20 protein-coding genes are annotated in these 22,730 nt (G+C 77.4%); 12 read left to right on the top strand and 8 right to left on the bottom strand.

Annotation, left to right across the window (positions count from 1 at the left end; genetic code table 11):
• Positions 1-29: 29 nt before the first annotated feature.
• Positions 30-1,211 carry a LysM peptidoglycan-binding domain-containing protein gene (locus D5H78_RS06240; protein ID WP_119949574.1) on the bottom strand — a complete coding sequence of 394 codons (1,182 nt, stop codon included), beginning with the start codon at positions 1,209-1,211 and terminating at the stop codon, positions 30-32.
• Between the two features lie 205 nt (positions 1,212-1,416).
• Between D5H78_RS06240 and D5H78_RS06235 the strand changes: the two genes are divergently transcribed.
• Entirely contained in the window at positions 1,417-1,779 is a 363-nt protein-coding gene (locus D5H78_RS06235; RefSeq protein WP_119949573.1) for an Rv2175c family DNA-binding protein, read from the top strand.
• Between the two features lie 26 nt (positions 1,780-1,805).
• A complete protein-coding gene (locus D5H78_RS06230) occupies positions 1,806-2,954 on the top strand; it encodes a pyridoxal phosphate-dependent aminotransferase (protein ID WP_218566298.1) in 1,149 nt (382 codons plus the stop codon).
• Positions 2,955-2,976: 22 nt separating this feature from the next.
• Here the strand turns inward: D5H78_RS06230 and D5H78_RS19245 are convergent, their stop codons facing one another.
• The 6 genes from D5H78_RS19245 to D5H78_RS06205 form a co-directional block, all read right to left on the bottom strand.
• Positions 2,977-3,141, bottom strand: coding sequence for a hypothetical protein (locus tag D5H78_RS19245; RefSeq protein WP_165865623.1), 165 nt, complete (start codon positions 3,139-3,141; stop codon positions 2,977-2,979).
• A gap of 47 nt (positions 3,142-3,188) precedes the next feature.
• Positions 3,189-4,328 (bottom strand): glycosyltransferase family 2 protein, encoded by a 1,140-nt coding sequence (locus tag D5H78_RS06225; RefSeq protein ID WP_119949571.1) that lies wholly within the window; start codon positions 4,326-4,328, stop codon positions 3,189-3,191.
• A 91-nt stretch (positions 4,329-4,419) separates the two neighbouring features.
• A complete protein-coding gene (locus D5H78_RS06220; RefSeq protein WP_119949570.1) occupies positions 4,420-5,367 on the bottom strand; it encodes a phytoene/squalene synthase family protein in 948 nt (315 codons plus the stop codon).
• Positions 5,368-5,684: 317 nt separating this feature from the next.
• On the bottom strand, positions 5,685-6,548 hold the full coding sequence (locus tag D5H78_RS06215; RefSeq protein ID WP_119949569.1) for a PDDEXK family nuclease: 864 nt from the start codon (positions 6,546-6,548) through the stop codon (positions 5,685-5,687).
• Between the two features lie 341 nt (positions 6,549-6,889).
• A complete protein-coding gene (crtI, locus tag D5H78_RS06210; protein WP_119949568.1) occupies positions 6,890-8,401 on the bottom strand; it encodes a phytoene desaturase family protein in 1,512 nt (503 codons plus the stop codon).
• A gap of 37 nt (positions 8,402-8,438) precedes the next feature.
• Complete coding sequence (locus tag D5H78_RS06205) at positions 8,439-9,521, bottom strand: polyprenyl synthetase family protein (protein WP_119949567.1); 1,083 nt, start codon at positions 9,519-9,521, stop codon at positions 8,439-8,441.
• Positions 9,522-9,588: 67 nt separating this feature from the next.
• On the opposite strand from D5H78_RS06205, the gene metF reads away from it, so the two are divergent.
• The 10 genes from metF to D5H78_RS06155 all read left to right on the top strand — a co-directional run bounded on the left by metF (position 9,589) and on the right by D5H78_RS06155 (position 21,095).
• Positions 9,589-10,506, top strand: a complete 918-nt coding sequence (gene metF / locus D5H78_RS06200) for a methylenetetrahydrofolate reductase [NAD(P)H] (protein ID WP_119949566.1) — start codon at positions 9,589-9,591, stop codon at positions 10,504-10,506.
• Entirely contained in the window at positions 10,503-11,132 is a 630-nt protein-coding gene (locus tag D5H78_RS06195) for an SIMPL domain-containing protein (protein WP_119949565.1), read from the top strand. Before metF ends, D5H78_RS06195 begins: the two co-directional genes overlap by 4 nt.
• Positions 11,133-11,266: 134 nt before the next feature.
• Entirely contained in the window at positions 11,267-11,788 is a 522-nt protein-coding gene (locus D5H78_RS06190; protein ID WP_218566297.1) for a CDP-alcohol phosphatidyltransferase family protein, read from the top strand.
• A gap of 139 nt (positions 11,789-11,927) precedes the next feature.
• Entirely contained in the window at positions 11,928-14,048 is a 2,121-nt protein-coding gene (locus D5H78_RS06185) for a molybdopterin oxidoreductase family protein (RefSeq protein ID WP_119949563.1), read from the top strand.
• Positions 14,045-15,529 carry an FAD-dependent oxidoreductase gene (locus tag D5H78_RS06180; RefSeq protein WP_119949562.1) on the top strand — a complete coding sequence of 495 codons (1,485 nt, stop codon included), beginning with the start codon at positions 14,045-14,047 and terminating at the stop codon, positions 15,527-15,529. Before D5H78_RS06185 ends, D5H78_RS06180 begins: the two co-directional genes overlap by 4 nt.
• Positions 15,526-18,075, top strand: a complete 2,550-nt coding sequence (nirB, locus tag D5H78_RS06175) for a nitrite reductase large subunit NirB (protein WP_119949561.1) — start codon at positions 15,526-15,528, stop codon at positions 18,073-18,075. Before D5H78_RS06180 ends, nirB begins: the two co-directional genes overlap by 4 nt.
• A complete protein-coding gene (gene nirD / locus D5H78_RS06170) occupies positions 18,072-18,452 on the top strand; it encodes a nitrite reductase small subunit NirD (protein ID WP_119949560.1) in 381 nt (126 codons plus the stop codon). Before nirB ends, nirD begins: the two co-directional genes overlap by 4 nt.
• Entirely contained in the window at positions 18,449-19,615 is a 1,167-nt protein-coding gene (locus D5H78_RS06165; RefSeq protein WP_177891142.1) for a uroporphyrinogen-III synthase, read from the top strand. Before nirD ends, D5H78_RS06165 begins: the two co-directional genes overlap by 4 nt.
• Complete coding sequence (gene cobA / locus D5H78_RS06160; RefSeq protein WP_119949558.1) at positions 19,612-20,364, top strand: uroporphyrinogen-III C-methyltransferase; 753 nt, start codon at positions 19,612-19,614, stop codon at positions 20,362-20,364. The genes D5H78_RS06165 and cobA overlap by 4 nt, the downstream gene beginning before the upstream one ends.
• The gene (locus D5H78_RS06155; RefSeq protein WP_119949557.1) at positions 20,361-21,095 is read left to right on the top strand and encodes a sirohydrochlorin chelatase; all 735 of its coding nucleotides are present in this window, start codon (positions 20,361-20,363) and stop codon (positions 21,093-21,095) included. Before cobA ends, D5H78_RS06155 begins: the two co-directional genes overlap by 4 nt.
• A gap of 85 nt (positions 21,096-21,180) precedes the next feature.
• Here the strand turns inward: D5H78_RS06155 and D5H78_RS06150 are convergent, their stop codons facing one another.
• Positions 21,181-22,665 (bottom strand): phytoene desaturase family protein, encoded by a 1,485-nt coding sequence (locus D5H78_RS06150; RefSeq protein ID WP_119949556.1) that lies wholly within the window; start codon positions 22,663-22,665, stop codon positions 21,181-21,183.
• Positions 22,666-22,730 lie beyond the last annotated feature (65 nt).

Here is a 22,730-nt window from a genome sequence, read left to right as displayed (position 1 = left end):
GGAGGGTGCCGGGTGCCCGGTGGGGTCCCTCAGGAGAAGCGCTGCTTGAGCGCGAGGACGTTGCGCACGTAGAGCTCGGTGTCCGCGTGCATCCCGCGCTCGCGCACCGAGGTGAGCCCCTGGTAGTAGCCGGCGACGGCCTCGGCCTCCGAGCGCGCCTGGGACAGCAGGAGGCGCAGCAGCGCGACGCCCGCAGTGGCGTTGTCCCGCGGGTCGAGCAGGTCGAGGTCGCGCCCGACCACGCCGGACATCCAGGTCCCGGTGGCCGGGATGACCTGCATGGCGCCGACGGCGTTGGCCACGGAGACCTTGTCGTGCTGGAAGCCGGTCTCCTGCCAGCTCACGGCGAGGGCGAGCGCCGGGTCGACCCCGTACGAGCGCGCGGTCGAGGCGATGAGGTCGCGCACCGCGTCGCGCGAGGGCACCCCGGCGGACTCGAGCGCGGCGCGGTTCCGCGCGGCGGCCGCGACGACGTCGTCCGGGTACGTCCGCCCGGCGAACGTGGTCGCGGACTCCTGCCGCGGCGCCGCCTGCCCGCCGGCGCCCAGCCGCAGGACCTGCCCCGGGCGGATCGTGTCGCCGCCGAGGCCGTTGGCGCGGCGCAGCGCCGTCACGGTCGTGCCGTGCGCCCGCGCGACGGACCACAGCGTGTCGCCCGCGCGGACCGTGTGCGAGGGGCCCCCGGACGCGCGCGGGGCGGCGGACGCGGGGGCGGCGGCGGGGGCGGCGGCGCGGGCGCCGGCGCCGAGGCGGAGCACCTGCCCCGGCTGCAGGGTGTTCGAGCGCAGGCGGTTCGCGGCGACCAGCGCGCCGACGGTCGTGCCGCGCTCGCGGGCGATGCCCCACAGCGTGTCGCCGGCACGGACCGTGTGCGTCGCGGGGCGCGCCGGCGCGGTGGCGGCACGGCGGGCGGGCCCGCCGGAGGGCACCTGCACGACCTCGCCGGCGCGGACGTACCCGCCGCCCGCCGGCAGGCCGTTGGCCCGCACGAGGGCGTCGACGCTCGTGCCCGAGCGGGTCGCGATGCCCGAGAGCGTCTCGCCGGGCTGCACGCGGTACGAGGTCCAGCCCGGGGCCGAGGCGGTCGCGACGGCCGCGATGACCGCGGGGACCGCGACGGCGCGGGCGGTGCCGCGGGCGAGCGCGGCGGCGTCGTGCTGGGCGGGGGCGGCGTGGCGCGCCCGGGGGCGGCGCGACGGGCTGCTCGGCACGGGTGGCTCCTGTCGGTCGGTCGTCCGGTCGCGCTCGGTGCGGGTACGGAGTGCCCACGGTAGGCAGGCGGTACTCCTGCGTCCAGTGGGGCGTGCGGGACTGCTGTGACGTGGGGGACCACGGGGACCCTGGGACGGCGTGGGGGGGCGGTGACCGGGCCGGGCCCGTACGGGCGTCGCCCGCCCCCTCTGGCAGGCTGGGCGCGTGAGCGACGCAGACGAGCTCGAGCGGCTGGTCCCGGCCTGGCTGACCCTCCCCGACGTGGCCGAGGCGCTCGGCGTCGAGGTGACCCGGGTCCGCCAGCTGGTCAAGGAGGGCGCGCTGGCGGCGGTGCGCCGCGGCGAGCGCCGGGTGCTGCAGGTGCCCGCGGCCTTCGTGCAGGACGGGCAGGTGCTCAAGGGCCTGCAGGGGACGCTGACCGTCCTGGGCGACGCGGGCTACACGACGGAGGAGTCCCTGCGCTGGCTGTTCACGCCGCAGGACGACCTGCCGGGCAGCCCGGTCGACGCGCTCGTGGCCGACCGCAAGACCGAGGTGCGCCGCCGGGCCCAGGCCCTGGCGTTCTGAGGGCGGCGGGTCCGGTGCGGCGCCCGGTGCTGACCGAGCGGATGCGGGGCTTCGGCACGACCGTGTTCGCCGAGATGAGCGCGCTCGCCGTGCGCACCGGCGCGATCAACCTCGGCCAGGGGTTCCCCGACACCGACGGGCCGGCCTCGCTGCTGGAGGACGCCGTCGCGGCGATCCGCGCCGGCGCCAACCAGTACCCGCCGGGTCCCGGCGTGCCCGAGCTGCGCCGCGCGGTGGCCGCGCACCAGCAGCGCTTCTACGGCCTCGACGTCGACCCCGACGACGTGCTGGTCACCGCGGGCGCGACCGAGGCGGTCGCGGCCGCGCTGCTCGCGCTGTGCGAGCGCGGCGACGAGGTCGTCGTCCTCGAGCCCTACTACGACGCGTACGCGGCGGGGATCGCCCTGGCCGGCGCCGAGCGGCGCACGGTCCCGCTGCGCTTCCCGGGCTTCGCGCTCGACCTCGACGCCCTCCGGGCGGCGGTCACCCCGCGCACGCGGGTGCTCGTCGTGAACAGCCCGCACAACCCGACCGGCACGGTGCTGACGCGCGCCGAGCTCGAGGCGGTGGCGGCGCTGGCCCGCGAGCGCGACCTGCTCGTGCTCACCGACGAGGTGTACGAGCACCTGGTCTTCAGCGGCTCCGAGCACGTCCCGCTGGCGACGCTGCCGGGCATGGCCGAGCGGACCCTCACGGTGTCCTCGGCCGGCAAGACCTTCTCCGTCACCGGCTGGAAGGTGGGCTGGGTGCACGGCCCGCGCGAGCTGGTCGCCGCGGTCCGCACGGTCAAGCAGTTCCTCACGTACGTGGGCGCGGCGCCGTTCCAGCCGGCCGTCGCGCGCGCCCTGGGGCGCCCGGACGAGGACTACGCCCGCGAGGCGGCGGACCTCGAGCAGCGGCGGGACCTGCTCGTGGCCGGGCTGCGCGCCGCCGGCTTCGCGACCAGCGTGCCGCAGGGCACGTACTTCGTCGTCGCCGACGCGGCGCCGCTGGGCTTCGAGGACGGGTACGAGCTGTGCCGCCGGCTGCCCGAGCTCGCCGGCGTGGTGGCCGTGCCGCTCGCCCCGTTCCACGACGACCCCGCGCTCGGGCGCTCGCTCGTGCGGTTCTGCTTCTGCAAGCGGCGCGAGGTGCTGGAGGACGCCGCCACCCGGCTGGCCCGGCTCGGCGGCTGAGCCGGGCCCGGGGGCGGGTCGCTCAGGGCAGGTGGCGCGCCGGGCGGCGCACGAGCTGCCAGGCGGCGCTCACCGCGAACAGGACGGTGATGGCGGCGAACACCCACCACACGTCCTGCGCGGCGGGCAGGCTGACGCCGGCGACGCTGGCGCTGGTGCCGCCGAGGGTGGTCTTGGCTCCGTACACGGTGGTGCTCCTGTCCTGCGGTGGGAGTGGTGGAGGTGGTGGGGACGTCAGGCGGCGGCGCGCTCGGCGGCGTACTGCAGCGCCCAGCGGTCGCGGGTGCGCCCGGTGAGGCGGGCCTGCAGGCACTCGCCCCAGGCCTTGAGGAACCAGCCGGCGCGCATCCAGGCGAACGCCTCCTGCGGCAGCAGCAGCGCCGCCAGGAGGACGTCCTTCGCGTCGCGGTGCGGCACCCGCAGCGACTGCTTCACGTCGTTGGCGATGAACAGCAGCGGCACGAGGAACCAGAGCAGCTGCACGTGCAGCGAGCCGGCGAGGGCGAAGGCGAGGGTCGTGAGGAGCCAGCCGACGCGCACCGCGGCGGCGCACAGGCCGAGCAGCTGCTGCCCCCAGTCGCGCAGGGTCAGCCGGTTCACGCCGAAGGCGAGCAGGTCCTCGACCGTGCCGCCCTGCCACTTCATGCGCTGCGCCCAGAGGGCGCCGACCTCGACCATGGGGTCGGTGTAGGCGCGGACCTCGTACGACACCTTGGTCGCGTGGCCGAGGCCGCGCAGCCGGTAGGTCAGCTCGAAGTCCTCGACGTGGGACGCGTACGACCAGGGGCCGGTGTCGACGCCCTCGCCGCGGCGCTGCTCGTGGACCTCGTCGAGGGCGGAGACGCGCAGCATGCAGGCGGTGCCGGCGAGCACGCTGGTGTGCCCGCCGCGGTTCAGCGCCGTGTCGGTCCAGCGGGCGAACTCCGCCTTCTGCAGCCGGGCCCACGTGTTCTGGCGCCAGCTGCGGCCCTCCTGCGGGAGCATGGTGAAGCGCGCGGAGACCCCCGCGGTGCCCGGCTCGGCCTCCATCTGGCGCACCCACTGCGTCACGGACTCCGCCGGCAGGATCGTGTCGGCGTCGATGCAGGCGAAGTAGTCGACCTCGCCGCGCAGCATCCGCCACGCCGCGTTGAGCGCCCCGGACTTGCGGTGCGCGTTGCCCACGGTCTCCACGACGGTGACGCCGGGGACCGAGCGGGCGATCTCGACGGTGCGGTCGGAGCAGCCGTCGGCCACCACGAGGACCGCCACGAGCGGGTGGTCCTGCGCGGCGGCGGCCCGGCAGGTGGCCCCGATGGCGGCCTCCTCGTCGTGGGCCGCGATGACGACCGCCACCCGCGGCGTCGTGACGTCCTGTGACTGCGCGTTCTCCATGTGCAGGAGTCTGCGCGGCTGTCGTCACGCTGCGTGGCTTCTCGCCGCGTCGAGCACCCGGGCGACCGGTCCCGAGCACGCAACGTGACGACTAGGAGGACGCAGCGTCCGCGTCGAGGCGGTGCCAGCGACGCTCCGTGCGCCGTACCCGCTGCGCGTGCAGCAGCCGGGGCCCCGCGACCCGCAGCCGGCGGGGGAGCGGCACGCGCACCCGGCGGGTGAGCACGTCGTAGTCCGCGTCCTCCACGGCGCGCAGGATGCCGCCGTACAGCTCGAACGCCGTGCGGATGCAGTCCCGGCTCGTCGGGTGCAGCAGCGCGATCCCCGGCTCGGCGTCCCGGTAGAGCGCGCGCGTGCGCTCCACCTCGAACGCCAGCAGCTCGCGGACCCGCCGCGTGACGATGCCGAGCTCGAGGTCGACCCGGGTGACGCCGAACGCGTGCAGGTCCTCCATGGGCAGGTACACCCGCCCCCGCTGCAGGTCCTCGCCGACGTCGCGGATGAAGTTGCTCAGCTGGAACGCCTCGCCGAGCCGGCGGGCGCAGTGCTCGGCCTCGGCCTCGTACCCCGCCAGCGGCTCCAGCACGGGCACCATCTGCAGCCCGATGACCGCCGCCGAGCCGTACATGTACTTCTCGAGGTCCTCGTACGTCGGGTACTCGGTCACCGTGATGTCCATGGCCATCGAGCCGAGGAACGCCTCGAAGTGCTCCTTCGGGATGCCCCAGCGGCGCGCCGTGTCGATCGCCGCGCTGTACACCGGGTCCTCGGAGCGCCCGGTCTCCCAGTCGCGCAGGAACGCGTCCGACCACCGCAAGAGCGCGTCGGGGTCCGGGTGCTCGAAGGAGTCCACGAACTCGTCCGCGTAGCGCGCGAACCCGTACAGCGCGTGCACGTACGGCCGCTTCTCCGGCGCGAGCAGCAGCGTCGCCAGGTAGTACGTCTTGCCGTGCTCGGCGTTGAGCGCGCGGCACCTCTCGTACGACGCCCGCAGGCGCGGGTCGACGATGCCCGCGGCATCGAGCTCTCGGCTGCTCATCGCGCCGATCCTGCCGCCTCGCCCGCCCGCGGCGCCAGCCGGGCGGCTCCTGCCGCCGCGGCGGTCCGTGCCCGCGGGCAGCGGTGCCGCGGCGCACGCGCCCCGACCCGCCCACGCCGCGCGGCGTGCCGGCTGCGCGCGCCCGACGGGTGCTCGGAGCCGGCGTGTCGCGGGGTCCCGGGCACGGGGGTGCCCGGTTCGCGCACCCGACGGGTGCCCGGAGCAGGCGTGTCGCGGGGTCCCGGCCGCGACACGCCGCGCGCTGAGTGCGCGAACCGGACCGTCGGACCGGTCCGGCACGAGCGGGGCCAGGGGTGTCAGGCGGAGCGGGAGCGGTGCGCGGCGGGAGTCGCCGCCTCGCGCAGCAGGCGCAGCGTCCGGGCCCGCCGGTGGACGAGGTCCTCGTACGTGAGCCGCAGCAGCGGCAGCCCGCGCCGGACGAGGGCGTTGGCCCGCCGGCGGTCCTCCCGGAACTCGGCGCGACGGCTGTGGTGCTCGAACCCGTCCGCCTCGACGACGAGCCGCCCGTCGACCAGTGCGTCGACCCGGCCGACGCCGTCGAGGTCCACCTGCAGCTCGTACGGCAGCCGCAGCTCGAGCAGGAGGGTCCGCAGCACCGTCTCGAGCACGGACTCGCAGCGCGGGTCGACGAGGCGCGCGACCTCGCGGGCGCGACGGGCCCCGGGCCCGCTCAGGGCGGCCGCTCCGCGCAGCACGTCGTCGGGCGTCACGAGCCCGCGGTGGGCGGCGGCGTCGGCGACGGCCAGCCCGTCGAGGAACGGCAGGCGGCGCGCGCAGTCCAGGACGGTCGCCAGGGGCGTCGTCACCGGCGGGCCGTCGAGCCGGTGCTCCGGCGGGACGGTCCGGCGCACCACCTCGGCCCCGGGCAGGGCGCGCCGGCTCGTGCCCCGGCCCACCGCCACGCTCGTGCTGCGCGGCGCGGTAAGCACCGGCAGGTCGTGCCACCGCGCCGCCGAGGCGTCGCACAGGACCCCGCGCAGGCGCCGGGCGACGACGACGTCCGGGGCGGCGCCGGGCAGGGCCACGACCCAGCCGGGGTGCGCGACGAGCAGGCCGCGGTCGAGCGCCCAGGCGAGCAGGCCGGGCCCGTACCCCGCCTCGTGCAGGTCCGCCCGCCGGTCGGCTCCGCCGCGCGCGGCGAGGTGGGGGAGCAGTCGCACGCCAGGAGGGTGCGGCGGCCCCGGGTGCGCCGTCCCGGCGCCCGCTGCCCGCTGTGGACGACGGGCTGCCCAGTGCTTGTGGACGCCGCTCGTGCGCACGGCGGATGCCCGGTTCGCGCAACGGACCGTCGGCGTGTCGCGGCCGGAGGCCGTGAACACGCCGCCCCTGGAGCACCGTCGGGTGCGCGAACCGGGCACATCGTGCCCGCGCGCCGTCGACACGCCGGCCCCGGAGTGCCGTCGTGTGTGCAAACCGGGCACATCGCGCGCGCAGGCCGACGGCACGCCGCTCCCGGCGCGCGTCGTGGGTGCAAACCGGGCACGCGCGCCCGGCCGCCTCCTCAGCGCAGCGCGCGGGAGCGGTACGCGGGGTCGGGGCCGGTGATGCGCTCGGCGGCGAGCCGGCCGCTGATGAGGACCATGGGGACGCCGACGCCGGGCTGGGTGCCGGAGCCGGTGAAGACGACGTTGTCGCCCCAGACGTTCTTGGGGCGGAACGGGCCGGTCTGGCGGAAGGTGTGGGCCGCGGCGAACGGGGCGCCGGCCTCCATCCCCGCGGCCTGCCAGGTGAGGGGGGTCCAGGTGTGGACCTCCTCGAGGCTGTCGCCGAAGCCGGTCCAGCCGCGCTCCTGCATGGTGCGCAGCACGTGCTCGCGGTAGCGCGGCTCCTCGATCCGCCAGTCCAGGCCGCTGCGCGCGCCCGCCTGCAGGTTCGGGGTGGGGAAGAGGACGTAGTAGATGTGCTTGCCCTCGGGGGCGAGCGCGGGGTCCGAGTACGTCGGGTTGGTCACCAGCACCGAGGGGTCGCTCATGACCCGGCCCTCGTCGATGATCTCCCGGAACACGCCTTCCCAGGACGCGCCGAAGGAGATGTTGTGGTGCACGGCGTGGTCGTAGCGCCGGTCGGAGCCCGCGTGCAGGACGTAGCAGGACGGGGAGTAGGTCAGCCGCCGCACCTTGGCCGGCGTGAAGCCCAGCAGGTCCCGGTACGCGACGGGCAGGTCGGGGTTCAGCACGACGACGTCGCACGGGATGCGCTCGCCGTCGGTCGTGAGGACAGCGGTTGCCCGCTGGCCGCGGAGCTCGACGCGGGACACCTCGGTGCCGTACCGGATCTCGACGCCGTGCTTCTCGGCGGCACCGGCGAGGGCGCGCGGCACCGCGTGCATCCCGCCCTCGGGGAAGTAGACGCCGGCGACGGAGTCCATGTACGCGATGACCGCGTAGAGGGAGAGGGCGTCGTAGGGGGACAGGCCGGCGTACATCGCCTGGAACGAGAACACCCGCTGCGTGCGGTCGTCGCGCAGGAACTGCCCGACCTTCGGCGCCAGCCGGCGGAAGCCGCCGATGCCGGCGAGCCGCGCGAGGTTCGGGGTGACGAGGTCGAGCGGGGAGTCGATGTTGCGGTCGATGAAGTCGCGCATCTCGTAGCGGTAGACCTTCGACACGAAGTCGACGTAGCGCCGGTACCCCGCGGCCTCGTCCGGCCCGACGACGGCCTCGATCTCGGCGGCCATCCGGTCCGCGTCGGGGTGCACGTCGAGCTGCGAGCCGTCGGCGTACGTCGCCCGGTAGAGCGGCTCGACGGGCTTGAGGGCCAGCCAGTCGGACATCTCCTCGCCCACGCTGTCGAGGGCGTCGGCGATGAGGTCGGGCATGGTGAGCACCGTCGGGCCGGTGTCGAAGGCGTAGCCGCCGCGCCGGACGACGCCGGCGCGCCCGCCGGGCTCGTCCTCGCGCTCGAGCACGGTGACCCGCCGCCCGGCCCCGGCCAGGCGCAGCGCGGCCGACAGCCCGCCGAGGCCCGCCCCGACGACGACGACGTGGTCCGTGGGACCGGTGACCTGGCGCATCTGTGCCTTCCGTGCCTTCCGTGCAGGGGTCGGGCGGTCAGACCGAGCGCGCCGTGGCGGCCCCGACCAGGCCGGTGAGGACCGTGCGGGCGTCGTGCTCGAGCGCGGTGCCGTCGAGCGCGGCGTGCGCGCGGGCGGTGAGCTCCTCGATGAGCGCCTCCACCCGGGCGAGGGCGCCGGTGTCCACCAGCACCTCGCGCAGCACGGCGACCCCGTGCGCGTCGAGGTGCGGGTCGCCGAGGTGGCGCTGCACGGCCGCGGCCTGGGCCGGCGAGGCCTGCTCGAGCGCCATCGCGACGAGGACGGTGCGCTTGCCCTCGCGCAGGTCGTCGCCCGCGGGCTTGCCGGTCTCGGCGGGGTCGCCGAACACGCCGAGGACGTCGTCGCGCAGCTGGAACGCCTCGCCGAGCGGCAGGCCGTACGCGGAGTAGGCCGCGAGCTGCTCCGGCCCGGCGCCGGCGAGGGAGCCGCCGAGCACGAGGGGGTGCTCGACGCTGTACTTCGCGCTCTTGAACCGGATGACCCGGCGGGCCCGCTCGACCGAGGAGCCGTCGGTGGCCGCGCGCGCCTGCTCGAGCATGTCGAGGTACTGCCCGCCCATGAGCTGGGTGCGCATGAGGTCGAAGGTCGCCCGGCCCCGGCGCAGCTCCTCGTCGCCGAGCCCGCTGGCGACGAGGACCTCGTCGGACCAGGAGAGGAACAGGTCGCCGAGCAGGATGGCGCCGGCCTCGCCGAAGCGGTCGGCGCTGCCCACCCACGCGTTGCCGCGGTGCAGCGCGGCCAGGCGCCGGTGGGCGGCGGGCATGCCGCGGCGGGTGTCGCTGCCGTCCATCACGTCGTCGTGCACGAGCGCCGCGGCCTGGAAGAGCTCGAGCGCGGCGGCGGCCTGCACGATGCCCGTGCCGTCGGCGCCGCCCGCGCCCCGCCAGCCCCAGTAGCAGAACGCCGGGCGGAGCCGCTTGCCCCCGCTGAGCAGGGCCGTCGCCGCCTCCACGAGCGGGGCCAGGTCGACGCTGACGTCCTCCAGCGCGGCCGCCTGGCGGGCGAGGACGTCGTCCAGGGCCTTCTGCACGCGGGTGCGCAGGTCCTCCCGGTCGAGGACGGGGTCGGCGGGGCTCACCCCGCCACCGTAGAGGCTGGGCCCGCGTCCGGCAGGTCGAGCGGCCGCGGGCGCCTAGGCTGGGCGCATGGTCGCCGGCCCCGCCCTCCACCGCCCCGCCGCCCCGACGGTGCGCGACCTGCTGCGCTCGGGGCGCCGCTCCTTCTCCTTCGAGTTCTTCCCGCCGAAGACCGACGAGGGCGAGCGCCAGCTCTGGACGGCCATCCGCCGGCTCGAACCGCTGCGCCCCAGCTTCGTGTCCATCACCTACGGCGCGGGCGGCTCGACCCGCGACCGGACGGTCGCGATGACCGAGCGGGTCGCCACCGAGACGACGCTGACGCCGGTCGCGCACCTCACCGCCGTCGGGCACTCGGTCGCCGAGCTGCGCCGCGTCGTCGGCTCGCTCGCCGCCGCGGGCGTGCGCAACGTCCTCGCGCTGCGCGGCGACCCGCCCGGCGACCCGCAGGGCGAGTGGGTGCGCCACCCCGAGGGGCTCGAGTACGCCGAGGAGCTCGTGCGCCTCGTCCGCGCCTCCGGCGACTTCTGCGTCGGCGTCGCGGCCTTCCCCGAGCGGCACCCGCGCTCGCCGGACTGGGACAGCGACATCCGGCACTTCGTCCGCAAGTGCGAGGCGGGCGCGGACTACGCCATCACCCAGATGTTCTTCCGCGCCGACGACTACCTGCGCCTGCGCGACCGGGTCGCGGCGGCCGGCTGCGAGGTGCCGATCATCCCCGAGATCATGCCGGTCACGAACGTCCGGCAGATCGAGCGCATGGCGCAGCTGTCCGGCGCCGCGTTCCCGGCGGACCTCGCGGCCGCGCTGCACGCGGTCGAGGACGACCCGGCGGCCGTCCGCGCGGTCGGGGTCGAGCACGCCAGCCGGCTCTCCGAGCGGCTGCTCGCCGAGGGCGTGCCGGGGCTGCACTTCATCACCCTCAACCGGTCCACGGCGACCCTCGAGATCTACCAGCGGCTCGGGCTGGGGCGGGAGCGCGCGTGAGCCTGCAGGACGGCGTCGTCGTCACCGGCACGGGCAGCGCCTCGGCGCCCACCGACGTCGTCCGGGCCGCCCTGGGCGCCGAGTCGCGCGGCGCGGGCGTCGCGGCGGCCCTCGGCGAGGTCGTCCGCGCCGTGGAGGCCATGCGCGCCGCCCTCGCCGCGGCCGGGGTCGCCGACGCCGACCTCTCGGTCGAGAGCACGAGCGTCAACCACGAGCCCTGGGAGGAGGCCGCCCGGCCGTACGTCGCCCGGGCCGGGCTGTCCGCCACGCTCCGGGACCCCGCGGGGGCCGGGGCCCTGGTCTCGGCCGTCGTCGACGCCGGCGGCGACGCCGCGCGCCTGCACGGGCTGGAGCGCGCCCTGGACCGCCCGGAGGCCCTGCTGCCGCGGGCCCGCGAGGCCGCGGTCGCGGACGCCCGGGCCCGCGCGGAGCAGCTCGCCGGGCTGGTGGGCAGGGACCTGGGGCGCGTGCTCGCGGTCGCCGAGCACGCCGGGGGCGGACCGCGGCCGTACGGGGTCGCGACCCTCGAGCGGGGCGCCGCCGCAGCGGGCCCCGGCCCGCTGCCGTACGAGCCGGGGTCGGCCTCGGTGACGGTCGTCCTGCAGGTCCGCTGGGAGCTCGTCTGAGCCGCGAGGGCCGCGAGGCGTACCTCGACCTCTGGTCGCGGCTGCACGGCGGCTACGACCCGAGGACCTCGTTCTGGTCGTGGCGCTGGCTGACGCTCGCGTACTGGTCCGCCCGGCCCTTCGTCGCCGCCCGCGTGGCCCCGGACCTGGTGACGCTGCTGGGCGTCCTCGTCAGCGCCGGCGCCACCGGGCTCGCGGCGCTGCAGGGCCGGTGGGTCGTCGCGGCCGCCGCCGTGGTCGTCCTGTCCGCCCTGCTCGACAGCCTCGACGGGGCGGTGGCCCTGCTGACCGGGCGCACGTCCGCCTGGGGCAGCGTGCTCGACAGCGTGGTGGACCGGGTCAGCGACGGGCTCTACCTCGTGGCGCTGTGGCTGGTCGGCGCGCCGCCCGGCCTCTGCGTCGCCGCCGGCGCGCTGACCGTGCTGCAGGAGTACGCCCGCGCCCGCGCCGCGGCGAGCGGCATGCAGGACATCGGCGTGGTCACGGTGTGGGAGCGCCCGACCCGGGTCGTCGTCACGTCGCTGTTCCTCCTCGGCGCCGGGCTCTACGTGGGCGCCGCGGCGACCTGGGCGGCCCTCGGGGCCGCCGCCTGGGTCGGCCTGGGCGTGGTGGGTCTCGTGCAGCTGCTCGTCGTGGTCCGCCGCCGCCTGCGCTGACGCCCCGGGGCGCGCCTCACGGCGCCGCCGGGGCGCCGTCAGGACACCGTGAAGCACCCCTCCCGGCACCGTCACGCGCCGGAAACACGCCCTGCCTAGCGTCGAGCGCGTCGGTCCCCGCCAGCCCCTGGAGCCCGCGTTGAGCGCCCCGGTCCCCACGCACTGCCCGTACTGCGCCCTGCAGTGCGGCATGCACCTCGTGCCCCTGCCGGGCGGCGGGGCGGAGGTCGCCGCGCGGGACTTCCCGACGAACCGCGGGGGGCTGTGCCGCAAGGGCTGGACGTCGGCGGCGCTGCTCACGAGCCCCGAGCGGCTCACCACGCCCCTGGTCCGCGAGGGCGGCGACCGGCGCCGCCCGCTCGTCCCCGCCAGCTGGGACGAGGCGCTCGAGCGCGTGGTCGCCGGGATCCGCAGGGCGCAGGCGCACAAGGGCCCCGACGGCGTCGCGGTGTTCGGCGGGGGCGGCCTGACGAACGAGAAGGCGTACCAGCTCGGCAAGTTCGCCCGGGTCGCCCTCGGGACCAGCCAGGTCGACTACAACGGCCGGTTCTGCATGAGCAGCGCGGCGGCTGCGGGCACCCGCGCCTTCGGCGTCGACCGCGGGCTGCCGTTCCCCCTCGAGGACCTCGCAGCCGCCGAGGCGGTGCTCCTCGTGGGCAGCAACGCCGCGGACACCATGCCGCCGTTCCTGCAGCACCTTGCCGCCCAGCGCGAGCGCGGCACCCTCGTGGTGGTCGACCCGAGGGCCACGCCGACGGCGCAGGCCGCGGCGCTGCACCTGCAGCCGGTGCCCGGCACCGACCTCGCGCTGGCGCTGGGGATGCTCCACGTGGCCGTCGTGGACGGCCTGGTCGACGCCGCGTACGTCGCGGAGCGCACCACCGGCTGGGACGAGGTGCGCCGGCTCGTCCTCGGCGGCTACTGGCCCGAGCGGGTCGAGCGCCTCACCGGCGTCCCCGCGCCCGACCTGCGCCGCGCGGTGCACCTGCTCGCCGGCGCCCGCACCGCGATGGTCCTCACCGCCCGCGGCGCCGAGCAGCACAGCAAGGGCACCGACACGGTCAGCGCCTTCGTCGACCTCGCGCTCGCGCTGGGGCTGCCGGGGCGGCCCGGCTCCGGGTACGGCTGCCTCACCGGCCAGGGGAACGGCCAGGGCGGGCGCGAGCACGGGCAGAAGGCCGACCAGCTGCCCGGCTACCGCAGGCTCGACGACCCGGCGGCCCGCGCGCACGTGGCGGCGGTCTGGGGCGTCGAGCCCGCGTCGCTGCCCGGGCCGGGGCGCTCGGCGTACGAGCTCCTCGACGCCCTCGGGACCCCCGAGGGCCCGTCGGTGCTCCTCGTGCACGCGAGCAACGTCGTGGTCAGCGCCCCGGACGCCCGCCGGGTCGAGCAGCGGCTCGACGCGCTCGACCTGCTCGTCGTCACCGACCTCGTCCTCAGCGAGACCGCGCGGCGCGCGGACGTCGTGCTGCCGACGACGCAGTGGGCCGAGGAGGACGGCACCATGACCAACCTCGAGGGCCGGGTGCTGCGCCGCCGGCGGGCGCTCGACCCGCCGCCCGGGGTGCGCAGCGAGCTGGAGGTGCTCGCCGAGCTGGCAGCCCGGCTCGGCGCGCACCGGTTCAGCGCCGACCCGCGCCGGGTGTTCGACGAGCTGCGCCGGGCCAGCGCGGGCGGGCCCGCCGACTACGCCGGCATCACCTGGGAGCGGGTCGAGGCCGGGGACGGCGTCTTCTGGCCCTGCCCCGACGAGGACCACCCGGGGACCCCGCGCCTCTTCCTCGACCGCTTCGCGACCCCCGACGGGCGGGCCCGCTTCGTCCCCGTGCACCACCGGCCCGTCGCGGAGGACCGCGACGCCGAGCACCCGCTCTACCTGACGACCGGGCGGGTCCTCGGGCACTACCAGAGCGGGGCGCAGACCCGGCGGGTGCCCGAGCTCGCCGCCGCCGACCCGGAGGCCTTCGTGGAGCTGCACCCCGACCTCGCGCTGCGCCTCGACGTCCAGGAGGGCGAGGAGGTACGGGTCGTCGGCCGCCGCGGCGCGGCGGTGGGCCGGGCCCGGGTCACCCCGACCGTGCGCCCCGACACGGTCTTCATGCCCTTCCACTGGGGCGGCGCGGGCCGCGCGAACCTGCTCACCAACCCGGCGCTCGACCCGGTCTCGCGGATGCCCGAGTTCAAGGTGTGCGCGGTCCGCCTGGAGCGGGTCGGCGCGCACGTGCCGGCGCACGTCCCAGTGCAGGGGGCGGGGGCGTGACGCGGGTCGTCGTCGTCGGCAACGGCATGGCCGGGGCGCGGCTGGCGCAGGAGGTGCTCGCGCGCGACCCCGGCGGGCGGGTGCGCCTGACCGTGCTCGGCGCCGAGGAGCACCCCGCGTACAACCGCGTCCTGCTCTCCGACGTCGTCGCGGGCAAGGTCGTCCTCGAGGACATCGCGCTGCCGCGGGCCGAGGCGCCGCACGTGGTCGTGCGCACGGGCACGACGGTCACCGCCCTCGACCGCGACCGGCAGGTCGTCGTCGCCGGCGGCGAGGAGGTGCCGTACGACGTCCTCGTCCTCGCCACCGGGAGCCTGCCGGCCCTGCCGCCCGTGCCGGGGCTGCGCGACCCCGGCGGGGCGCTCGCGCCGGGGGCCCTCGCCTTCCGCACCGTGGACGACGGCCGGGCGCTGCTCACCGCCTCGGGCGCCGCCACGCGCGCCGTCGTCCTCGGCGGCGGGCTGCTCGGCATCGAGGCGGCCCGCGGGCTCGTCGCCCGCGGCGTGCCCGTCGAGGTCGTCCAGGCGGCGCCGCACCTCATGGACCGCCAGCTCGACCCGGACGCCGGGCGGGTCCTCGCGCGCAGCCTGGCCGACCTCGGCATCGGCGTGCGCGCCGGCGCCCGCGCGGTCGAGGTGCTGCGCGGTCCCGACGGGCGGGTCCGCGGCGTGCTGCTCGACGACGGCGCCACCGTCGAGGCCGACCTGCTGGTCCTGTCCGCCGGGGTGCGCCCGTGCACCGCCCTGGCCGAGGCCGCCGGGCTCGCCGTCGACCGGGGCGTCGTCGTCGACGACCAGCTGCGGTCGGTGACGGACCCGCGGGTCCACGCCCTGGGCGAGTGCGCGCAGCACGACGGGCGCGTGTACGGCCTCGTCGCCCCGGCCTGGGAGCAGGCCGCGGTCCTCGCCGGCGTGCTCACCGGCACCGAGCCGTCGGCGCGCTACACCGGCTCGCACGAGGTCACCCGGCTCAAGGCGTCCGGCCTGCACGTCGCGGCCATGGGGGAAGCGCTCGCCGGGGAGCACGAGGCCGAGGTCGTCCGGTTCCACGACCCGGCGCGGCGCACGTACAAGAAGCTCGTCATCCGCGACGACCGGCTCGTCGGGGCCGTCCTGCTCGGGGACCTCGCGACGGTCGGCACCCTCACCCAGCTCCTCGACCGCCGCGACCCCGTGCCCGCCGACCGGCTGTCCCTGCTGTTCGCCGGCCGAGCGCCCGCCGCACCGGCGGACGACGACCCCTCGCACCTGCCCGACCGCGCCACCGTCTGCCGCTGCAACGGGGTGACCAAGGGCGCCGTCACCGCCTGCTGGCTCGCCGGCGCCCGCAGCACCGCGGACGTCGCCGCCCGCACCCGCGCCACGACGGGCTGCGGCGGCTGCCGCGACACCGTCGACGGCCTCGTCGCCTGGCTGCGTGCCGGCGACCCCGAGAGCACCGACGCAGCACCCGCCACCCCCGCCCGAGGAGTCCCCGCATGACCCAGACCCTGGTCGTCGCCGGCGCCGGCATGGTGGGCCACCGGCTCGTCGAGGCGCTGCGCTCCCGCGACACCGCCGGCGCCTGGCGCGTCGTCGTGCTGGGCGAGGAGCCGCGCCGCCCCTACGACCGCGTGGCCCTGTCGTCGTACGCCGGCAGCTGGGACGCCGGCGCCCTCGCGCTCGGCGACGCCCTGTACGACGACCCGCTCGTCGAGCTCCGCCTCGGCACCGCCGTCGCGGCCGTGGACCGGGCGGCCCGCACGGTCACGACCCGGGCCGGGGACGTCGTCGCGTACGACGCCCTGGTCCTCGCGACCGGCTCGCGCCCCTTCGTGCCGCCCGTCGAGGGCCGGGACCTGCCGGGCGTGTTCGTCTACCGGACCGTCGAGGACCTCGACGCCCTGCGCGCCTGGGTCGCCCGGCTGCGCGCCGCCGGGCGGGCCCCCCGCGGGGCCGTCGTGGGCGGCGGGCTGCTCGGGCTCGAGGCGGCCGGGGTGCTGCGCGCGCTCGACGTGGGCACCACCGTCGTCGAGCACGCGCCGCGCCTCATGCCCCTGCAGGTCGACGAGGGCGGCGGGCACGCGCTGCGCCGGCTCGTCGAGGGCCTCGGCGTCGAGGTCCGCACCGGGGCCATGACGAGGCGGCTCCGGGCCGGCGCCGACGGTGCCGTCGCGGTCATGGAGCTCGCGGAGGAGGAGGCCGGTGCGGAACTGCCGGTCGACGTGGTCGTCGTCGCCGCGGGCGTGCGCCCCCGGGACGAGCTCGCCGCTGACAGCGCTCTCCCGCTCGGGCCGCGCGGCGGCGTCCTCGTGGACGCCGCCGGACGCACCCCGGACCCGGCCGTCTTCGCGGTGGGGGAGTGCGCGAGCGTCGAGGGGACCGTGTACGGCCTCGTCGCGCCCGGCTACTCCCTGGCCGAGGTCGTCGCGGACCGCCTGCTCGGCGGCGACGCGACGTTCCCCGGTGCGGACCTGTCGACGAAGCTCAAGCTGCTCGGCGTCGACGTGGCGAGCTTCGGCGACGCGCACGCCGCGTCGCCCGGCGCCCTGGAGCTCGTCTGGTCCGACCCGGTCGCCGGGGTCTACACCAAGCTCGTCGTGTCCGACGACGCGCGCACGCTGCTCGGCGGGGTCCTCGTCGGCGACGCCTCGGCCTACGCCTCGCTGCGCCCGCTCGTGGGGACCACGCTCGACGTCGAGCCCGCCCTCCTCGTGCTGCCAGCCCGCGAGGGCGGCGCGCCGGCGCTCGCGGTGCCCGACGAGGCGACGGTCTGCTCCTGCCACAACGTCACCCGCGGGGAGGTCGCCTGCGCCGTCCGGGAGCACGGCCTGGCCGACGTCCCCGCCGTCAAGGCCTGCACGAGGGCCGGCACCGGCTGCGGGAGCTGCGTCCCCCTGCTGCGGCGGATCCTCGACGACTGCGGCGTGGAGCAGAGCAGGGCGCTCTGCGAGCACTTCGACCTGACCCGCGCCGAGCTGTACGAGGTCGTGCGCGCCACCGGGACCTCGACCTTCTCCGAGCTCGTCGCCCGGCACGGGCGCGGGCGCGGCTGCGACGTCTGCAAGCCGACCGTCGCCTCGATCCTCGCGACCCTCGCCGGCGGGCACGTGCTCGACGGGGAGCGCGCGTCGCTGCAGGACACCAACGACCACCACCTGGCCAACCTGCAGAAGGACGGGACGTACTCGGTGGTGCCCCGGGTCCCCGGGGGCGAGATCACCCCGGAGGGGCTCATCGCCATCGGCGAGGTGGCGCGCGACTTCGGCCTGTACACGAAGATCACCGGGGGGCAGCGGATCGACCTGCTCGGCGCCCGCGTCGAGCAGCTGCCGCTGGTCTGGCGCCGGCTGGTCGACGCCGGCTTCGAGAGCGGGCACGCGTACGGCAAGGCCCTGCGGACGGTGAAGTCGTGCGTCGGCTCCACGTGGTGCCGGTACGGCGTGCAGGACTCGGTCGCGCTCGCCATCGCGCTCGAGCTGCGCTACCGGGGCCTGCGCGCCCCGCACAAGCTCAAGTCCGGGGTCTCCGGCTGCGCCCGGGAGTGCGCCGAGGCCCGCGGCAAGGACTTCGGGATCATCGCCACGGAGAACGGCTGGAACCTCTACGTGGGCGGCAACGGCGGGGCGACGCCGCGCCACGCGGAGCTGCTCGCCCAGGACCTCGACACCCCGACGCTCGTCCGCTACCTCGACCGCTTCCTCATGCTCTACGTCCGCACCGCCGACCGGCTGCAGCGCACGGCGCCGTGGATCGAGGCGATGGAGGGCGGCCTGGACCACCTGAGGGCGGTCGTCGTGGAGGACAGGCTGGGCATCGCCGCCGACCTCGAGGCGGCGATGGAGCGGCACGTGGCGTCGTACAGCGACGAGTGGAAGGACGTGCTCGACGACCCGGCGAAGCTGGCGCGCTTCGCCTCCTTCGTCAACGACCCGTCCCGTCCCGACCCCGACGTCGTCTTCGTGCGGGAGCGGGGGCAGCCGCGCCCCGCCACGGCGCAGGAACGGGCCGTCCTCGTGGCAGGCCCCCGTCTGGAGGTGGCACGATGACCGCAGTCGCCGAGAGGCTCGAGCAGGACGGGACGGAGGTGGGCTGGGTGCCCGTGTGCCCGTACGACGCCCTCGTCCCCGACCGCGGCGCGGCCGCGATCGTCGACGGCGACCAGGTCGCGCTGTTCCGCACCGCGGACGGCGCTGTCCACGCCGTGGGCAACCGCGACCCGTTCAGCGGGGCCAACGTCCTGGCCCGGGGCATCGTCGGCGGGCGCGGCGACGTGCCCACGGTCGCCTCGCCGATGTACAAGCAGGCGTTCGACCTGCGCACCGGCCGCTGCCTCGACGACGCCGCGGTCGCGCTCCCGGTGTGGCGCACGCGGGTCCGCGACGGGCTCGTCGAGGTCCTCGCCCCCGGCCGGGGCCGCCGGTGAGCGTCGCCGAGGTCCCGGCCGCCCCGGCCGCGGGGCCCCTGACGGGCTTCACGGTCGCGGTGACCGCTGCCCGGCGCCGCGACGAGCTCGCGAGCCTGCTGGAGCGGCGCGGGGCGCGGGTCGTCAGCGGGCCCGCGATCCGGCTCGTCCCGCTGGCGGACGACACCGAGCTGCACCGCGCCACGCTGCGGTGCCTCGAGGAGCCCGTCGACGTCGCCGTCGCGACCACGGGCATCGGCTTCCGCGGCTGGGTGGAGGCCGCCGACGGCTGGGGGCTCGGCGAGCGGCTGCTCGAGCGGCTCGGGGCCGCCGAGCTGCTCGCGCGCGGGCCCAAGGCGCGCGGCGCGATCCGCGCCGCCGGCCTGCGCGACGCGTGGTCCCCGGACTCCGAGTCGTCGACGGAGGTGCTCGAGCACCTGCTCGCGCGCGACCTCGAGGGCCTGCGGGTCGCCGTGCAGCTGCACGGCGAGCCGCTGCCGGACTTCGTCGAGGCGCTCGAGGCCGCCGGCGCCACCGTGGTGCAGGTGCCGGTCTACCGCTGGACGCTGCCCGAGGACGTGGCGCCGCTGCGCCGGCTCGTCGACCTCGTCGCCGCCCAGCAGGTGGACTGCGTGACGTTCACCAGCGCCCCCGCCGTCGCCTCGCTGCTGCGGGTCGCCGACGAGCGGGGGCAGCGCGACGCGGTCCTCGCGGCGCTGCGCGGGCGGGTGCTCCCGGCGTGCGTCGGCCCCGTGACCGCGGGCCCGCTCACCCGCCTGGGCGTGCCGTCGCTGCAGCCGACCCGCTCGCGGCTCGGCTCGCTGGTCCGCGAGGTCGCCGACGCGCTGCCCGCGCGCACCCGGGCCCTGCCCGTGGCCGGGCGCGAGCTCGAGGTGCGGGGCCACGCGGTGCTGCTCGACGGCGCGGCGGTCTGCCTGCCGCCCGGGCCGATGGCGGTCCTGCGCGCCCTCGCCGAGCAGCCCGGGCGGGTGCTGGCCCGCCCGGCGCTGCGCCGGGTGCTCACCGGCGACGGGGCCGACGACCACGCGGTGGAGATGGCCGTCGCGCGCATCCGCACCGGGCTCGGCGACCCGCGGATCGTGCAGACCGTCGTCAAGCGCGGCTACCGGCTCGCGCACGACCCCCGCCCGCACGGCGAGGACTGCCACGAGGAGGAGACGTGACGCAGGGCCACGTGGCGATCGTCGGGGCCGGCCCCGGCGACCCCGAGCTCATCACGCTCAAGGGCGGGGAGCTGCTCAAGCAGGCCGACGTGGTGCTCGTCGACCACCTCGCGCCGCAGGACCTCCTGCGACGGCTGCGCCCCGACGTCGAGGTGGTGCACGTGGGCAAGTACCCGCACCGCCCGTCGACGACCCAGGAGGAGATCGAAGCGCTGCTCGTCGAGCGGGCGCTCGCCGGGCTGCGCGTCGTGCGGCTCAAGGGCGGCGACCCCTTCGTCTTCGGTCGCGGCGGCGAGGAGGCGCTGGCCTGCCTCGAGCACGGCATCCCCTTCGACGTGGTGCCCGGCGTCACCAGCGCCGTCGCGGTCCCGGCCTCGGCGGGCATCCCCGTCACCCACCGCGGCGTGACGCAGGACGTGACCGTCGTCTCGGGGCACGTCGCGCCCGACGACCCCCGCTCGAGCGTGGACTGGGAGCGGCTCGGCGCCGGCACCGGCACGGTCGTCGTGCTCATGGGCGTCACCCACCTCGACCGGTTCGCCGCGGCGCTGCAGCGCGGCGGCCGCGCCGCCGGCACCCCCGCCGCGGTGGTCGAGAACGGGACGCTCCCCGGCGAGCGCACCGTCGTCGGCACCCTGGCGACGATCGCGGCGGACGTCGAGGCGGCCGGGCTGCGCCCGCCCGCGGTGCTCGTCGTCGGCGAGGTCGTCGCCCTGCGCGCCCGGCTGCGCCCGGGGAGCGCGTCGTGACCCCCGTGCTCGTCGCCGCGGCGCACGGCACCCGCGACGCGGCGGGCATCGCCGTGGTGCGCGCCCTGCTCGACCGGGTCCGCGCGCTGGCGCCCGGGGTGGACGTGCGCGAGTCGTACGTCGACGTGCTCGGGCCGAGCCTCGCCGACGTGCTCGCGGGCCTCGACGCGCCCGCGGTCGTCGTGCCGGCGCTGCTGTCCACCGGCTACCACGTCGCCAAGGACCTGCCCGAGGCCGTCGCTGGCTCGCCCGTGCCGGCCGTCGTCGCCGCGCCCCTGGGTCCGGCCCCGGAGCTGGCCGACCTCGTGCTGCGCCGGCTCCGCGAGGCCCTCGCCGCGCCCCGCACCGGGCACGCCCCGCTGCCGGACGTGCCCGTCGAGGCCGAGGGGCTCGACGCCCTCGTCCTCGCGGCCGCGGGCTCGTCGGACCCCGCGGCCGCCCGCGCCGTCGAGGCCGTCGCCGCCGCGCTCTCCGAGCGGACGGGCCTGCCGGTCTCCTGCGCGTACGCCAGCGCCGCCCGCCCGACCGTCGAGGAGGCGCTCGCCGCGCTGCCGGACCGCCGCGTCGGGGTGTGCACCTACCTGCTCGCGCCCGGGTTCTTCGCCGACCGGGTCGCGGAGTCCGCGTGCCTGTCCGGGGCCGCGGTGGTCTCGGGCCCGCTCGGAGCCGACGACGCGATCGCCCGGCTCCTCCTGCGCCGCTTCGCCGCCGCGCCCGCCCCCGCCGCCTGAGCCCCGCCCGCCGCCGACGGCGCACGACCGCTGCGGGGACGCCCGTCCCTGCGCCCCCCTCCCGCCCTGATCGTGCGCGGACGGTTCAGGCGGGGCCCACGAGGTCGGCGACGATCGCGGCGCTGAGGCCCACCAGCGGCAGCCCGCCGCCGGGGTGGGACGAGCCGCCGACGAGGAACAGCCCCGGCACCGGCGAGCGGTTCGCCGGGCGCAGGAAGGCGCCCCGGGCGCCGTTGCTCGACGTGCCGTAGATCGAGCCGCCGGGGGAGCGGGTGGCGCGCTCGAGGTCGGCCGGGGTGCGCACCTCCCGCCACAGCAGGCGCCCGCGCACGTCGAGACCGCGGCGGGCCATCGCGGCGAGGACCCGGTCGGCGTACGCGTCCGCCAGGCCCTCGGCGTCCCAGTCCACCCCGGCGCCGGGCGCGTGCCGTGGGGCGTTGACGAGCACGAACCACGCCTCGTGGTCGTCGTCCGGCCGCAGGGCGGGGTCGTCGGGTGCGCTGACGTAGACCGTCGGGTCGTCGACCGGGCGCTGCGGGCCGCGCCGCCCGAACACGGCGTCGAACTCGGCGTCGTAGTCGTCGGGGAACAGGACCGTGTGGTGGGCCAGCCCCGGGGTGCGCCCGCGCAGGGCGAGGAGCAGCACGACGCCGCTGAGCGACGGGGTGGCCCGGCGCAGGGAGCGGGCCGCGGACGGCGCGCGCACCAGGCCGCCGTACAGCTGCGCGGCGTCGACCCCCGAGACGACGACGTCCGCCGGCACGGTCCGCCCGTCGGCCAGGCGCACCCCCGCGGCCCGCCCGCCCTCGACGAGGACCTCGACGACCTCGACCCCGGCCTCGACGCGGGCCCCGCGCTCCACGGCCCGGTCGCGGACCGCGTCGCCGAGCAGCCGCAGGCCCCCGCGGACGTACCAGGAGCCGAAGACCTGCTCGACGTAGGGGACCGTCGCCAGCGCGGCCGGCGCGCGGCGCGGGTCCGACCCGGTGTAGGTGGCGTAGCGGTCGAGGAACATCCGCAGCCGCGGGTCGCGCAGGTGCTGCTCGCCGAGCCCGCGCAGCGACCGCCACGGCGCGACGGTGCGCACGGCGTCCCAGGAGCGGGCGAGCCCGGCGAGGGTGCGCCAGCCGTCGAGGGGCGACTCGAGGAACGGCTCGCGGGTGAGGTCCCAGATGCGCCCGGCCCGCTGCAGGAACGACGTCCACTGGGCGCCGGCGCCGGCCCCGAGCGCCTCGTCGAACGCCCGGGCCACCCCGCTGCGCGAGGCGTTCGGCACGTCGACCTCGGTGCCGTCGGGGAAGCGGTAGTGCGCCGTCGGGTCGACCGGCACGAGGTCGAGCACCGTCTCCAGGGCGTCGCCGGTCGTGAGGAACAGGTCGCGGTAGACCGCCGGCAGCGTCAGCAGCGAGGGGCCGGTGTCGAAGACGAACCCGTCGCGCGCGTACCGGCCGAGCTTGCCGCCCACCTCGGGCGCCTGCTCGAGGACGGTGACCGCGTGCCCGAGGGCCGCCAGCCGCGCCGCGGCGGACAGCCCGCCCATCCCCGCACCCACCACGACGACCCGAGCCACTCGCGGAGGGTAGCCGGTGCCGGCGAGCGTCACCCGTCCGGCGCAGCCTGCGGCGGTGGACCCGC

Origin of the sequence: Vallicoccus soli (assembly GCF_003594885.1) — a bacterium.
Classification (GTDB): Bacteria; Actinomycetota; Actinomycetes; order Motilibacterales; family Motilibacteraceae; genus Vallicoccus; species Vallicoccus soli.
Note: the sequence above shows the minus strand (reverse complement) of the source record. Positions and strands in the feature narration are given on the sequence as shown.